The sequence below is a fragment of the Bradyrhizobium sp. Mp27 genome (assembly GCF_029953005.1).
GTDB lineage: Bacteria > Pseudomonadota > Alphaproteobacteria > Rhizobiales > Xanthobacteraceae > Bradyrhizobium > Bradyrhizobium barranii.
Genome location: NZ_JASAUS010000186.1, coordinates 1 through 11,817, shown reverse-complemented (window position 1 = coordinate 11,817; position 11,817 = coordinate 1). Strand labels below are relative to the sequence as shown.

The following is an 11,817-nucleotide window of genomic DNA, read 5'->3' as shown; positions in this document are numbered from 1 at the left end:
CTCCGCTATCCCGGCCAGCTCCGACGAGACCAGCGCTACCAGCAAACCCCGCCGCGGAAAGGGGTCAAAATTGGACGCCGATGAAGGGTCAAATTTGCAAGCCGATTGACATGAGAGCCCGCCAGAGGCGGTTCACGCCCTGTTGCGCGTGGAGAAGCTGCCAGAGGTCATTTGGGAGCCAGCTTGCGGCCCCGGTGTGATCGTCCGCGCTCTCCGAGCGGCCGGACATCAGGTCTACGCCACCGATCTGGTTGACTACAGATCGCCCGATCAGGACTCCGCGCACTGGGACTTCCTTCTGGAACGGCAGCTTCCGATTGGCGTGCAGGCGATTGTCACGAATCCGCCCTTCAAGAATGCCGGCGAGTTCGTAGCCCATGCCCTGGAGCTCTGCCCCAAGGTCATCATGCTCCTTCGGCTGGCATTCCTTGAGAGCGACAAGCGCACGCCGATCCTCGACACCGGCCACCTCGCCCGCGTGCATGTGTTCCGTAAGCGTCTGCCGATGATGCATCGGCATGGGTGGGACGGTCCGACGAACTCCAATAGCGGCATGGCGTTCGCCTGGTTCGTATGGGATCGCGGCCATAGCGGCCCCACTGAGCTGCATCGAGTTTCGTGGGAGACCGCAGAATGATCCGCGCCCTCGCCATCCTCATAGTGATATTCGGCTTCGTTGCCTGTCACGAGATCAAGAGCGGCGCTCCGCCCTCTTCCGCCTGGAGCTTCAAATGACGAATTTGTCCGCTGACAGTAAAAGTGAGGTCGTAAAGACCGACCTTTCGATCAAGATGCACGCTCTCGCAGATCGCGGACACCCTCGCGCTGACGAGCTGCGCGAGAAGGCGAACGCCTTCGACATCGCGACCAAGGGGTTCATGGGCACCAGCCCGCCAACCCATACCGTGAAGCAAATGGTTGGCTCTTGGGCCCGTGCGAGCCGGGTTTTCAGCGAATGTGGGGGAAAGTGATGGCTGACGTCATCCGAATTTACCTGCCGTGGCTTCTGTCAGCGATCACCATTTGGATGACGCTGCTTGCCGGCAACAAGCATCCGAATGCTTGGCTGATCGGGCTGGGCAACCAGGCCCTATGGTTGGTCTGGATTTACGTCGTCGGCGCGTGGGGCTTGCTGCCCATGAACATCGCCCTCTGGATCGTTTACGGGCGCAATCACTTGAAATGGAGTCGGACATGAAATCAACGCAGGCAATGCGCGACCGTATCCGTGAGTTGATGGGGCGCTACCAGGACGATTACGACCGTGCCGTCGAATGCGTGCTTGACGACTTGGAAAGCCTCATCAGCGCTCCTGCCCAACGACCCGTGGAGTGGCGCGAAGCTGCCGCCGAGATCATCTACGACCGCATGCGCATGGCCTGCAAAGGCGAGACGCCGGCTTGGGTGCCGCAAGGAAACGCCATCTTCCAGGATGCCGCACGCGTTGCGGCTGACAAGATTGCCGCCCTCGCCGCGCAGCCGCCGGCCGCTCCGGTCGAGACGAAGCACTCACCCGACGAGTGCGGCCGGGAATGCCAGTATTACGACTATTTCGAGATGCTTTGGCGGTGGTTCGCGGATGAGAGCCGGAACGGTGCCGAAGACATGCGGGCCAACCGAGCAAATGGCGGTCTTTCTGCCGACGACTTCAAGCAGATGCTTGACGACCACGAGGCCAACCTCATTCCGACTGAACCGCAGGAATCGCCAGTGAGTGAGTTCGAACGTGATGGCATCGCCCGGTGCCTGTTCAATAAAGTAATGTCCGGTCATGCCCAATGGGACGAAATGACAGAGCCCAACAAGGACGACTGGCGCGTCAAGGCTGATGAGTGGATGGCGGCCGCTCCGGTCGAGACGGATGCTCCAGCATGGCATGGGGTACAGGACGCGATCGACGCTTGGGCGCATAAGGCACTCGGCGAGGACGCTGGCGTGATCATGTCTTGGTCCGACCGTCTAGCGCAGCATCTTGCTCCGGCTCTTCCACGTTTGTCTGCCGCCAATGGTGACGATCTGATCAATCGTCTGCGCAATCCGATGTGGGCGCATGGCAATATTCCGTTCGAAAGCCCCCAGCTTGAGCAGGAAGAAAACATCGCGGCCATGAACGAGGCCGCCGCGGAGATCGAGCGGCTAAATATCGAACTGATCGCTGCGAAGCCACTCTATTCTCGACGGCAGCTTGAGGAAGAGAATGCGCGCCTCCGCAACGCTGTACCGCAGGAATCGCCAGTGAGTGACGGAGCGATCTATGCGGCCGTTAGTAAGCGAGGCATCACTCCCGAGGAGCGCCGCCTGATCGAGAAGTCGATCATGGACTCAACGGCGGCTCTTTATCCGCTCGAACAGCCAGCTTGGGAGAATTTGACCGCCATCATCCGCCCTATGATCGAGAGCGTTTGCAGTGACGGCAACTCGGACGCCGCTCGCCTCGCGAAGGACATCGCCGACCGCATCATTGCCTCATGCTCGCTCACGCGCCCTGACTCCCGTATAGGTTACGAATGATAGCGTGTGCTCGCTTTCCATGCGGCGCCAATTCTGGCGGCTGCTCGTTCGCTGATTGCATCAACAATCGAACGCCGGGGATGAACCCGCCTGGCTGGGGTTGGAGCGGACCCGTGCCATCGATTGCGCCGCAGATGGGCTGCATCTGTCCGCCGACCTCGGAGAAGACGTGCGAGAGTCCGATTTGCCCGCGCAAGAACCACCTCAAATAGGCCGGCGCACTTTCACAGCCTTCAGATCAGTGAGGAACACAATGAACGAGATTATCAATCGCCTCCAGCAAGCCGATGGTCCTGACCGCGCGCTCGACGTCGATATTGTCTTTGCTCTTTATCCTGACATTGGCGCCTATCAGCCTCATTGCGTGGGCGAAGAGCCAATCTTTTGGAGTGACCCCTACCGCAAGCAACCGTGCCCACAATTCACGGCTTCGATTGACGCGGCCCTGACACTGCTGCCGACCGATTACAAATGGACGGTTGGTTTCAGCATGCACGTTCCCCACAACGCGGAAGTATGGGTACCTGGGTTGACCGGATACTACGACGGGGAATGCGACAGCAACCGCGCCATCGCGCTGTGCATCGCCATTTTGCGCGCTCGAAAGGCCGCCTCGGCGGTCTCCTCAAAGGAGCGCGCATGAGCCTTTCCGTCAAATGGATCGATCGCGGCCGTGAGCCGCAGTGCCCGCCGAACCCGGCGCATCCAGAGGGCATCGATATTGATCAATCGCGCGGCCAAGCAGCCGTCTGCGAAACCGACCTTCCCTATCCCGCAAAGCGCTGCGGCCTGTTCGTCGTCCAGTGCGACGCATGCGGCCAGAGCGTCGTCATCACCACCGCCGGCCGTCCTGACGACCCGAGGTCGATCAAGCTCGCCTGCATGAAACCGGAGACAGTTCAATGACCCCCGACCTCTGCATCTACCATGGCGCCTGTGACGATGGCTTTGGCGCGGCTTTCGCCCTCTGGAAACGTGACGGCGCAGGACCTGACTATCTGCCTGGCGTCTACGGCGAAGCGCCCCCCGACGTGACGGGCCTCGACGTGGCGATTGTCGATTTCTCCTATAAGCGGCCAGTCATGATCGAGCTTGCCGCCAAGGCGCGGTCAATCTTAGTGCTCGACCACCACAAGACCGCACAGGCCGAGCTTGATGGGCTATCCGCCGAATGCCCGAATGTCGAGGTGCACTTCGACATGGAGCGCAGCGGCGCCGTGATGGCGTGGGAATACTTCCATCCGGGCGAGCCTGTTCCACTGCTCTTCCATTACCTCCAAGACCGAGACCTGTGGCGCAAGCAATTGCCCGGTGTCGATTCCCTCACGATGGCTCTTCGGTCGTACCCCCAGAAGTTTAATGTCTGGGATCAGCTTGAAGTCCAGACCCTCATCACCGAGGGCGAAGCGATCCACCGCTATTACCGGACGCTGATCGACAGCGCCAAGAAGCACCATTTCATGCGCGAGATCGGCGGCTATACCGTCCCCGTCGTTAACGGTTCGCTGTTCATGTCGTCTGAGGTCGCCGGCGAGCTAGCCGAAGGCCACCCATTTGCCGCCATGTATGCCGAGACCGAGAAGGGCGTGATCTGGTCGCTCCGCTCGCGCAATGATGGCGTGGACGTCTCTGAAGTCGCCAAGCGCTACGGCGGCGGAGGCCATAAGAATGCCGCTGGCTTCACGGTGCCGCGGCCATGACCACATACTCACTGTCGTCGAACAAGCGGGGCGGTGAATGAGCCGGACGCCTGCCCGCGTGACGCAAGCTGATGTCGCCCGTGCGATCCGCGCGGCGCAGCAATGCAATGCCGGCCGGGTCCGGATCATGCCGGACGGCACCATTACGATCGACCCGCTGCCGCCGAAGTCTCGGGAACAGGACGAAAAGGAAGTTGCGCCGAAGCGGAGGATCGTTCTTTGATCGCCGCCATGCCGAGACCCAGGAAACCCCATCTGCACCGCGAGCGGAATCGCCATGGCACGCACGTCTGGTACGTGCGTAAGGGCCAGGGTCCACGCTACCGGCTGCGTGGCGAGTTCGGCTCGGACGAGTTCAACGCTCAATACGAAGCCGCTATCCAAGGCAAGTTGCCGAAGCGCGGCCAGGCGACCGCCGGCTCGCTGCGCTGGCTTTGGGATTCCTACCGGAAGACTGACCCGTGGAAGGCCCTATCGCCCGCGACGCGGAAGCAGCGCGAGAACATCATGCTCCACGTCCTCAAGGCGGCCGGCGACGAACCATTCGGCGCGGTCGGCAGCGAGGACATACAGGACGGGCTCGACCGGCGCTCAGACACGCCATCGGCAGCCCGCAACTTCCTTGACACGATGCGCGGCCTGTTTCAGTGGGCCAAGGCGCGCGGCCATGTGCGGCGAGATCCGACCGCCGATGTGAAGCCGCCGAAGCGGCGCCGCAATGCCGGCTTCGCGCCGTGGACCCATGAGGACGTTGACGCCTATTATAAGCTCTGGCCGCTCGGGACGCCGCAGCGGGTCTGGATCGACGTGCTGCTATATACCGGCTTGCGCCGCGGCGACGCCGCTGACGTCGGCCCCAAGCACGTTAAGGATGGCCTGATCGAGATCGCCACCGAGAAGAGCGGCCGGCGCGTGCTGGTGACGCTGCCGATCTTGGACGCCCTGCAAGCGACCCTCGACGTGGGGCCGACCGGCACCGAGACATGGATCGTCGGGGAGCGCGGCCATCGCTTCGTCAAGGAATCATTCGGGAACGCCTTCTCAGAGGCCGCCAGCGCAGCCGGCGTGAAGAAGAGCGCCCATGGCGTGCGGAAGATTGCGGCTACCATCGCGGCCGAGAACGGCGCCACGGAGACCGAGCTTGACGCCATCTTCGGGTGGACCGGCGGGCGCATGGCGGCGCACTACACCAAGACCGCGAACCGCGCTCGGCTGGCGAAGAAAGCGGCGGAAAAGCTGAAATCTATTCCCTCACCGCTTGTAAAAGTGCGGGATCAGGAGCAGAATACTCAAACAGACCAACCACATAGCAAGGGGCTGGTGGGGGAGGCAGGACTCGAACCTGCGAAGCCATGAGGCGGCTGATTTACAGTCAGCTCCCTTTGCCACTCGGGACACTCCCCCGCTCGACGGCAGCACAATCGGGCCGGACCTTGCCGGCGACCGAAAACGGCCATGGAACGTGAAGGCCGCGACAGCCCGGATGGGGGCGCGACCGGGCGCGTTTATGAGCGATGCGGTGGGGCAAAGTCAACCGAGGCGAACAGCTAAAATCGCCCCCGAAGCCACCCAAATTGCCATATTCCGGGACCCGTGACACAAGCGAGCCCATGAAGGATCGAAAATTCACCCCAAGGGGCCCCCGCGGCGGGGCTAAGCCCTTCAACAGGCCCGGAAAATCAGCCGGCCGGCCGGCCTGGCGCGACCGCGATTCGCAGTCCGACGGACCGGTCATCCTCTATGGCTGGCACACCGTGACCATGGCGCTCGCCAACCCTCAGCGGCAGATCCGCAAGCTGACGCTGACCGAGAACGCCGCAAAGCGGCTTGCGGACGAGAACATCGCGACCCGCGTCACGCCCGAGATCGTCCGGCCCCAGGAGATCGACCGCCTGCTGTCGCCCGACGCCGTGCACCAGGGCCTGCTGGCCGAGGCCGACGCCCTGCCCTCGCCCGACATCGAGACCCTGGAGCAGGAAGGCATGGTGCTGGTGCTCGACCAGATCACCGATCCGCACAATGTCGGCGCCATCCTGCGCTCCGCAGCGGCTTTCGCGGTGAAGGCGATCGTCACCACGGCACGCCACAGCCCCGAGGCAACCGGCGTGCTGGCCAAGGCCGCCTCCGGCGCTCTCGAGCTGGTGCCAATGGTGACCGTGCAGAACCTCGCCCGCGCACTCACCGCATTGAACGAGCGCGGCTTCCAGACCGTTGGGCTGGACAGCGAAGGCAGCGAGGACCTCTCGAACGTCACGCTGCGCGAGCCGCTCGCGCTGGTGCTTGGTGCCGAAGGCAAGGGTCTGCGGCAATTGACCCGCGAGACATGCAGCGTCGTGGCGCGGCTCGACATGCCCGGCGAGATCAAGAGCCTCAACGTCTCCAACGCCGCCGTGCTCTCGCTCTATGTCGGCGCGAGCCGTCTCGGGCTGATGAAGCGGTAGAGCGTTTTCGAGCGAATTGGATACCGGTTCGCGTCAAGAAAACGCGTCAAACCAAGAATCCAAAAAACAAAACGCCCGTCCGCACCACGCGGACGGGCGTTTCGTCAACTCAACCAATCAAACGATCAGTAATAGCGGCGCAGCACGCGGTGGCCACCGTAATACGGCGCGCGGTGGGCGTAGCCGTAGCGCGGACCGTAGCCGTAGTGCGTGCGCGGCAGATAGCCGTAGCGCGCGCCATAGCCGTAGCGATACGGACGGTAGTACGGGCGCTGATAGGGATAGGCGGCGGCGGCACGATAGCCATAGCCGTTGCCGTAGCCATAACCACGGCCGTAGCCGTAGTTAGCGGGCGCGACGACCGCGTCCTCACGATAGGTCGGGTACGGCGCGAATGCGCCCGGTCCGGTGTAGGTCGGCCCCTGGTTGACGTAGTAATACTGCGTGGTCGGCTCGGCGAGGTGCTCAAAGCCCCAACCGCCATAACCCGGGCCATAACCCCAGCTACCGCAACCCGTGTTGCAGCCGCTATAGACCGGCGCAACCGATCCGCACGTGCTGAAGCCGCAAGCCGCGGCCGGCGCGGCCCCGACGAACATCACGGCAGCCGCCGCAACCAGTCCCGAAATCATCTGACGCATTACTCTCTCCTGTTGATTTTCGTATCTTGGATTTTTCTTGAATTTTTGACGTTTCTTAAGTTGGCGGCCTTCCGGGCGCCTGTGCATGCGGCCGCGGCCGAGGACGCCGCGGACGGTCGTTGATCTCAGGCGCGAAGATCACCGGCGGCGGATTGACGGGCACGTCCATCTGCGGCGGCAGCGGCGCCGATTGCACATCCCAGCTCTGGTGATAGCTCTCGGCGGGCTTTGGCAATTTGCGGTTCGCGGGCGGCTCGACCTCGAGCCGGCCGTAGCCGGGCCGCAGGCCCATGGTCGGATAATAATGGCCGACGTCCTCGGGCTGCCGCTCGGCGATGTAGCGCCCACCATAGATGGTCGGCTGCACCTGGACGTTCTTGCCGAGGCCCCAGACACCCTCGACCACGCTGTAGGACGCGTCGATGTTGTCGATGATGATGGGCACGCCCGGGCGGCCGGGAACGACGATATCGAAGCCGCCGCCGGCAAACGCCGTCGCGGGCAATCCGATCAGAAAGGCGGCGAGCGCGAGAGCGCGCATGGAAGGATCCCGGTTTATCCGACGCTCAACCTATCCGATCGCCACGCGGAGAGGGTTAAGGCCCGCTCACCAATTTCCGGTAAGCCTAACGTGCAAGGGTCGATAGCGGCTCAAATGCCGCAAGCTGCGCTAGCGAAGCGTTAACGGGACACAAACCCGCCGCACATGCCGGATCGCACGAGGTTGCGTGGCACAAACCGCACATCCTCCGCGGGCTCACGTCGATGTGACCCCACATGCGAGAATCCGCGGAACGACTGCCGGATGGCGCGCTTAGCACAGGTCTCAACAACATGGAGCAAATGCCATGACGAGCCTGAAGCTTCTTGGCTTGGCCGCGATCGTCGCGTCCACGCTGGCAACACCGGCCTTCGCGCAAACCACAGTCGACAATTCGGGCCGCTGTACGGGGCTCTTCCAGGATCCCAATTGCCAGAATCTCGCCCCCGGCAATCCCACCACCGATCGCGCCTATCGGCGCCGGCACATGGCCCGCGGCCAAGTGAATTCGAATGACGAAACTCGATCGGGCTTCTGGCCGGTCGACACCGCAGGCGCCGTTGCTGGTGCCGCCGTGGGCACCGCGGCAGCCGTTGCATCCGCGCCGTTCCGCGGCTGGGACAATTCCTACGCCTATGACGCTTCCGGTGGGTATGCGGGCGGCCGCAGCGAAATGGGCTGGTACGGCAATTGGGATACCTATGCGGCCCGCAACGGCATCGTTTGCCGGCCCGGGACCTGGTACAAGGGAGCGGACGGCCTCCAGCACATCTGCCAGTAACACGGCACAAGTCGGGTGAAGAGGATCAGGCGGCCCTACGGGCCGCCTGTTTCATGGCGGCGAAACGCACCTCTGGAAGCATGGAATGCCGAAAAGTTCACTTCGCGGATATGAGGTGACACATGAAACGACTACCCGGCACCGCCGCCATTGGCAGCGCCGCTATCATCGGGTCGTGGAACGGCGACAAGGCTGCGATGGCCAAGTGGTGCGCCGGCGCTCCCAAGACGCTGCGCACGATCGAAGAGGGCATGAAGCCATGAAGTATGCGCTCACCTCCGTCGCCATTCTCGCTCTTTCCTACAATGCGCAGGCGCGGACGATGGAGGAAAAGGTCGCTAATGCTTTAGCGCGGCGCGTTCGCTATCATCTTAGGGACCCTTCCCTTCATGATCTCGTCTATCATCATGAGCGTATCTTTATACGCTTGATCCATCACCGGGCGGCAAGTGCCCTCGAATTGATCACGCAACAATTTGATGTTGTCGCACTTGCGCGACATCTCGTTTGTCATCTTGTCGTTGGCGATCGTAGCCAAGGCTCCAACCGCTTCTTTGGAAACGCCAGCCTGCGCACCTATGCGAATGCTGCGACCGTGCAACACGCCTGCTGCAGTCTTGAGTTTGCCGAGCAAAGGGTCGCTTGGGTCTTTTTGCTCACGACAGACGGCATCAATAGTCGCGTAATTCGCGCAGTTGATTGCATCGTCTAGAGGCGCCGCGTGAGCGTCGGCGGCTGCGAGCGCAGCGGCGATGGCGAGAAAGCGTTTCATGTCTCGTCCTCACTCCAAAGGGAGACGTATTTGGGTCCGAGACCGCGCAAGGCTTTGACAGCTTTGGAGCACCATTTGTTTTGTCGGCTTTAGTCTTCCAAGAATCGATTGACGGTTTCGCCGACGATCATCCGCTCTTTTGGTCTGACATCCTTCGCCCGTACGTCCTTGAAACGGGGCAGTCTGGTTTCACAAGGCGATTTCCGGCTCTACACATTTTCTGCCAGGTGGCGGTGCGGACAAGAGCGCAAGCCAGTCAGACTAGACCTACACCCCGACTGCGGCTATATCGACGCAAACGCTGCCCGACCGTGCACCCCAACGTGCCGACCGGACCAGTTTCTTCTCGTAACTGCTTATAATTATTTGGTTTTGCCGGCTTAGCTCAGCGGTAGAGCAGCGGTTTTGTAAACCGAAGGTCGGGGGTTCAATCCCCTCAGCCGGCACCAAATAATTCATATGATTCAATATGATATAACGTCACCAGTTTGACACGTCGGAAGTTTTGACCGAAAAAGCCACCGGGAAGCCACGGAAAAAGTAAAACGCCTGCACCCTTCGGAGCGGGCTTCGGCAGCGGATTGCAGTCTCGGCCTGCGCATCATTGGCCGCCTGCTGAGTCACACTCAGGCTGCCACCACCGCGCGCTATTCGCATGTCGCGATCGATCCCGCGAAGCGCGCTGCAGACTTCATCGCTGGACAGATCCCCGACGGATGATTGGCAGAAGGTAAACAGCCTGCCGCGTTTGGAGCGAGTTCTACACGCTCGTTCTGGTGGGGCACGGCGGCATTCCGAGTGGTCCTTCCTATAAGATCATCGAAAGCCCGATTAGTTCAACGGGGCTACTCTCACTCAACAGGCCAATCGGCCGTGCTGCGGTTTCAAATCTGCGAAAGTAGAAACCAGTCGCGAGCTGTGGAATTGGGGGCGGATGGCAGAGTCGTTCGGCAACTCGTTCACTGTCGTCGAAGTGACTGCGGACGACACAACAACGCAAATTTGGATCGCACTCGCTAAACCGAGTCAGGCGCTGACATTGGTTCTCGCTGCCGTTCCGGAAGGCTGGACCGCGGAAGTGTTGGATATCGCATTGACAGCTGCGCAGCAGCGGATGTTTGAGCAGCTTAACATTCAGCCTGGTGATGTGTATAGGTTGACGAAGCCTACGTAGGCTGACGTCGATCGCTTTCAGCCCTGTTGGCCGCCCTCAGAAGCTCTTCGATATAGGCGGCGATGTCGCCAATCGCAGCTCGCAAGTCGGCATCCGCAATGCCCTGCCCCTTGGCAGCCTCGATGAGACGCCGCGTGAGTTCTGCTACATCCTGCGACGCGCCCGCAGTCTGGTGCTGCTCCACAGCGTGGATGCTGTTCTCCACCCAGAAATCGATAAACTCGCGGGCCTTGTCTGACATGTGACCTCCCTCGTCGGGTACACACTTAGCGCGCTTCCAGGGAAGGCGGTAGCCCGCCCCATTGCTGAGGCGGGCCAGGGCGGCGTGGGGGCGCGGTAATGTTGTGTTTCCAGTAAAATGAGCAGTTAGCACAATTGAGTAGTTCTCAAAATATATCAGTGACTTAACATAAGATAAAGAAACCCACCACGACCCTTGTTAGTTTAGACGCCATCACCGCGCGGCACTCCGGCAGACATCGGTGATGAGAACGCGACAATGCGCTCCCGCCTTCCTCGAATGGAACAGCGCATGATCAAGCGTCGCAACAGAACCAAGCATACGAAAACATTTGAAGAGAGATTGGCTGAGGAGGCTGCGCGCTTCAGGGAGGCCGCGGCACAGTTGCCGCCCGGCCCCCAGCGGGAGCTCTACCTCAGGCGAGCTCGCCAGGCCGAAACGGCCTCGCACATCAACAACTGGTTGGCCTCACCCGGGCTGCAGCCGCCGACGGCGCTGGAGAATATACAGTCCGGCCGAACGGAAAAACGAGGCCAGGGCGGTGCTTCCGGTTAGCGTTAGACGAGCTACGGTGGAATCCTGCCGAGCGACCTTACTCGTCCATCTCGCGGAGCTTGCGCTCTAGCCGCTCCATCTCTGGCGTAGCCGTTCGGCCTGTTTTAAAATCCCAGCCAACTCGCCGCAACTTTTGGCGACACTCCAGAATCTTCATCGCGAGTTCTACGCGCTCCTTCTGGTGGGGCACGACGGGGCATTCTGATGGTCCTTCCCTATCAGATCATCGAAAAACCGGTTTGTTCAATGGGCTACTCTCACTCGTAGGCCAATCGGCCATGCTGCGGTTTCTTATCTGCGCAAGTAGAAACGAGTAGCGAGCTGTGGAATTAGGGGTGGATGGCGGAGTCGTTCGGCAACAGTTTTACTGTCGTTGAGGTAGCCTCGGACGACGCAAAAACTGAGATATGGATTGCGTTGGCTAAGCCGAGCCAGGCGCCGACCCTGGTACTCGCCGCCG

18 protein-coding genes, 2 tRNA genes and 1 pseudogene are annotated in these 11,817 nt (G+C 61.3%); 16 read left to right on the top strand and 5 right to left on the bottom strand.

What is annotated here, in order from left to right; translation table 11 throughout:
• From QJT78_RS53315 to QJT78_RS43940, 10 genes and pseudogenes are all read left to right on the top strand, one after another.
• Nucleotides 1–109, top strand: a pseudogene (locus tag QJT78_RS53315) (IS21-like element helper ATPase IstB); the annotation flags it as partial.
• A 33-nt stretch (nucleotides 110–142) separates the two neighbouring features.
• Nucleotides 143–637, top strand: coding sequence for a class I SAM-dependent methyltransferase (locus tag QJT78_RS43980; RefSeq protein WP_193375993.1), 495 nt, complete (start codon nucleotides 143–145; stop codon nucleotides 635–637).
• Between the two features lie 94 nt (nucleotides 638–731).
• Complete coding sequence (locus QJT78_RS43975) at nucleotides 732–971, top strand: hypothetical protein (RefSeq protein WP_038945202.1); 240 nt, start codon at nucleotides 732–734, stop codon at nucleotides 969–971.
• A complete protein-coding gene (locus tag QJT78_RS43970) occupies nucleotides 971–1,198 on the top strand; it encodes a hypothetical protein (RefSeq protein WP_049807996.1) in 228 nt (75 codons plus the stop codon). The genes QJT78_RS43975 and QJT78_RS43970 overlap by 1 nt, the downstream gene beginning before the upstream one ends.
• The gene (locus tag QJT78_RS43965) at nucleotides 1,195–2,511 is read left to right on the top strand and encodes a hypothetical protein (protein WP_157790199.1); all 1,317 of its coding nucleotides are present in this window, start codon (nucleotides 1,195–1,197) and stop codon (nucleotides 2,509–2,511) included. The genes QJT78_RS43970 and QJT78_RS43965 overlap by 4 nt, the downstream gene beginning before the upstream one ends.
• Nucleotides 2,512–2,764: 253 nt before the next feature.
• The gene (locus QJT78_RS43960; protein WP_157790198.1) at nucleotides 2,765–3,154 is read left to right on the top strand and encodes a hypothetical protein; all 390 of its coding nucleotides are present in this window, start codon (nucleotides 2,765–2,767) and stop codon (nucleotides 3,152–3,154) included.
• Nucleotides 3,151–3,417 (top strand): hypothetical protein, encoded by a 267-nt coding sequence (locus QJT78_RS43955; RefSeq protein ID WP_038945199.1) that lies wholly within the window; start codon nucleotides 3,151–3,153, stop codon nucleotides 3,415–3,417. The genes QJT78_RS43960 and QJT78_RS43955 overlap by 4 nt, the downstream gene beginning before the upstream one ends.
• Nucleotides 3,414–4,211: a DHHA1 domain-containing protein gene (locus QJT78_RS43950; protein WP_038945198.1), complete on the top strand. Its 798-nt coding sequence runs from the start codon at nucleotides 3,414–3,416 to the stop codon at nucleotides 4,209–4,211. Before QJT78_RS43955 ends, QJT78_RS43950 begins: the two co-directional genes overlap by 4 nt.
• A gap of 37 nt (nucleotides 4,212–4,248) precedes the next feature.
• Nucleotides 4,249–4,434 carry a hypothetical protein gene (locus tag QJT78_RS43945; protein WP_038945197.1) on the top strand — a complete coding sequence of 62 codons (186 nt, stop codon included), beginning with the start codon at nucleotides 4,249–4,251 and terminating at the stop codon, nucleotides 4,432–4,434.
• Nucleotides 4,431–5,567: a tyrosine-type recombinase/integrase gene (locus QJT78_RS43940; protein WP_335337561.1), complete on the top strand. Its 1,137-nt coding sequence runs from the start codon at nucleotides 4,431–4,433 to the stop codon at nucleotides 5,565–5,567. The genes QJT78_RS43945 and QJT78_RS43940 overlap by 4 nt, the downstream gene beginning before the upstream one ends.
• On the opposite strand, the gene QJT78_RS43935 is transcribed toward QJT78_RS43940, so the two are convergent.
• A tRNA-Tyr gene (locus QJT78_RS43935) sits at nucleotides 5,530–5,615 on the bottom strand. The genes QJT78_RS43940 and QJT78_RS43935 overlap by 38 nt on opposite strands.
• Before the next feature lie 206 nt (nucleotides 5,616–5,821).
• On the opposite strand from QJT78_RS43935, the gene rlmB reads away from it, so the two are divergent.
• The gene (gene rlmB / locus QJT78_RS43930; RefSeq protein ID WP_028149880.1) at nucleotides 5,822–6,652 is read left to right on the top strand and encodes a 23S rRNA (guanosine(2251)-2'-O)-methyltransferase RlmB; all 831 of its coding nucleotides are present in this window, start codon (nucleotides 5,822–5,824) and stop codon (nucleotides 6,650–6,652) included.
• A 125-nt stretch (nucleotides 6,653–6,777) separates the two neighbouring features.
• Here the strand turns inward: rlmB and QJT78_RS43925 are convergent, their stop codons facing one another.
• Complete coding sequence (locus tag QJT78_RS43925; protein ID WP_028149881.1) at nucleotides 6,778–7,293, bottom strand: hypothetical protein; 516 nt, start codon at nucleotides 7,291–7,293, stop codon at nucleotides 6,778–6,780.
• 55 nt (nucleotides 7,294–7,348) lie between these two features.
• A complete protein-coding gene (locus QJT78_RS43920; protein WP_028149882.1) occupies nucleotides 7,349–7,834 on the bottom strand; it encodes a hypothetical protein in 486 nt (161 codons plus the stop codon).
• A gap of 307 nt (nucleotides 7,835–8,141) precedes the next feature.
• On the opposite strand from QJT78_RS43920, the gene QJT78_RS43915 reads away from it, so the two are divergent.
• Nucleotides 8,142–8,615 (top strand): hypothetical protein, encoded by a 474-nt coding sequence (locus tag QJT78_RS43915; RefSeq protein WP_028149883.1) that lies wholly within the window; start codon nucleotides 8,142–8,144, stop codon nucleotides 8,613–8,615.
• A gap of 122 nt (nucleotides 8,616–8,737) precedes the next feature.
• Nucleotides 8,738–8,878, top strand: a complete 141-nt coding sequence (locus QJT78_RS43910) for a hypothetical protein (protein ID WP_155257826.1) — start codon at nucleotides 8,738–8,740, stop codon at nucleotides 8,876–8,878.
• A gap of 83 nt (nucleotides 8,879–8,961) precedes the next feature.
• Here the strand turns inward: QJT78_RS43910 and QJT78_RS43905 are convergent, their stop codons facing one another.
• Complete coding sequence (locus QJT78_RS43905; protein ID WP_028149884.1) at nucleotides 8,962–9,387, bottom strand: hypothetical protein; 426 nt, start codon at nucleotides 9,385–9,387, stop codon at nucleotides 8,962–8,964.
• 374 nt (nucleotides 9,388–9,761) lie between these two features.
• Between QJT78_RS43905 and QJT78_RS43900 the strand changes: the two genes are divergently transcribed.
• Nucleotides 9,762–9,836: transfer RNA gene (locus QJT78_RS43900), tRNA-Thr, on the top strand.
• A gap of 485 nt (nucleotides 9,837–10,321) precedes the next feature.
• Nucleotides 10,322–10,561, top strand: coding sequence for a hypothetical protein (locus tag QJT78_RS43895; protein ID WP_028149885.1), 240 nt, complete (start codon nucleotides 10,322–10,324; stop codon nucleotides 10,559–10,561).
• Here QJT78_RS43895 and QJT78_RS43890 read toward each other — a convergent pair.
• Nucleotides 10,554–10,802, bottom strand: coding sequence for a hypothetical protein (locus QJT78_RS43890; RefSeq protein ID WP_038945192.1), 249 nt, complete (start codon nucleotides 10,800–10,802; stop codon nucleotides 10,554–10,556). The two genes, QJT78_RS43895 and QJT78_RS43890, sit on opposite strands and share 8 nt — an antisense overlap.
• A gap of 291 nt (nucleotides 10,803–11,093) precedes the next feature.
• On the opposite strand from QJT78_RS43890, the gene QJT78_RS43885 reads away from it, so the two are divergent.
• A complete protein-coding gene (locus tag QJT78_RS43885; RefSeq protein ID WP_193375992.1) occupies nucleotides 11,094–11,357 on the top strand; it encodes a hypothetical protein in 264 nt (87 codons plus the stop codon).
• Nucleotides 11,358–11,817 lie beyond the last annotated feature (460 nt).

Coding starts and splice junctions, on each gene's coding strand:
- QJT78_RS43955 (WP_038945199.1), top strand. CDS start 3,151: ATGAGCCTTTCCGTCAAATGGATCGATCGCGGCCGTGAGCCGCAGTGC.
- QJT78_RS43890 (WP_038945192.1), bottom strand. CDS start 10,802: ATGTCAGACAAGGCCCGCGAGTTTATCGATTTCTGGGTGGAGAACAGC.
- QJT78_RS43905 (WP_028149884.1), bottom strand. CDS start 9,387: ATGAAACGCTTTCTCGCCATCGCCGCTGCGCTCGCAGCCGCCGACGCT.
- QJT78_RS43950 (WP_038945198.1), top strand. CDS start 3,414: ATGACCCCCGACCTCTGCATCTACCATGGCGCCTGTGACGATGGCTTT.
- QJT78_RS43970 (WP_049807996.1), top strand. CDS start 971: ATGGCTGACGTCATCCGAATTTACCTGCCGTGGCTTCTGTCAGCGATC.
- QJT78_RS43910 (WP_155257826.1), top strand. CDS start 8,738: ATGAAACGACTACCCGGCACCGCCGCCATTGGCAGCGCCGCTATCATC.
- QJT78_RS43920 (WP_028149882.1), bottom strand. CDS start 7,834: ATGCGCGCTCTCGCGCTCGCCGCCTTTCTGATCGGATTGCCCGCGACG.
- QJT78_RS43975 (WP_038945202.1), top strand. CDS start 732: ATGACGAATTTGTCCGCTGACAGTAAAAGTGAGGTCGTAAAGACCGAC.
- rlmB (WP_028149880.1), top strand. CDS start 5,822: ATGAAGGATCGAAAATTCACCCCAAGGGGCCCCCGCGGCGGGGCTAAG.
- QJT78_RS43945 (WP_038945197.1), top strand. CDS start 4,249: ATGAGCCGGACGCCTGCCCGCGTGACGCAAGCTGATGTCGCCCGTGCG.
- QJT78_RS43960 (WP_157790198.1), top strand. CDS start 2,765: ATGAACGAGATTATCAATCGCCTCCAGCAAGCCGATGGTCCTGACCGC.
- QJT78_RS43895 (WP_028149885.1), top strand. CDS start 10,322: ATGGCAGAGTCGTTCGGCAACTCGTTCACTGTCGTCGAAGTGACTGCG.
- QJT78_RS43965 (WP_157790199.1), top strand. CDS start 1,195: ATGAAATCAACGCAGGCAATGCGCGACCGTATCCGTGAGTTGATGGGG.
- QJT78_RS43915 (WP_028149883.1), top strand. CDS start 8,142: ATGACGAGCCTGAAGCTTCTTGGCTTGGCCGCGATCGTCGCGTCCACG.
- QJT78_RS43885 (WP_193375992.1), top strand. CDS start 11,094: ATGATCAAGCGTCGCAACAGAACCAAGCATACGAAAACATTTGAAGAG.
- QJT78_RS43925 (WP_028149881.1), bottom strand. CDS start 7,293: ATGCGTCAGATGATTTCGGGACTGGTTGCGGCGGCTGCCGTGATGTTC.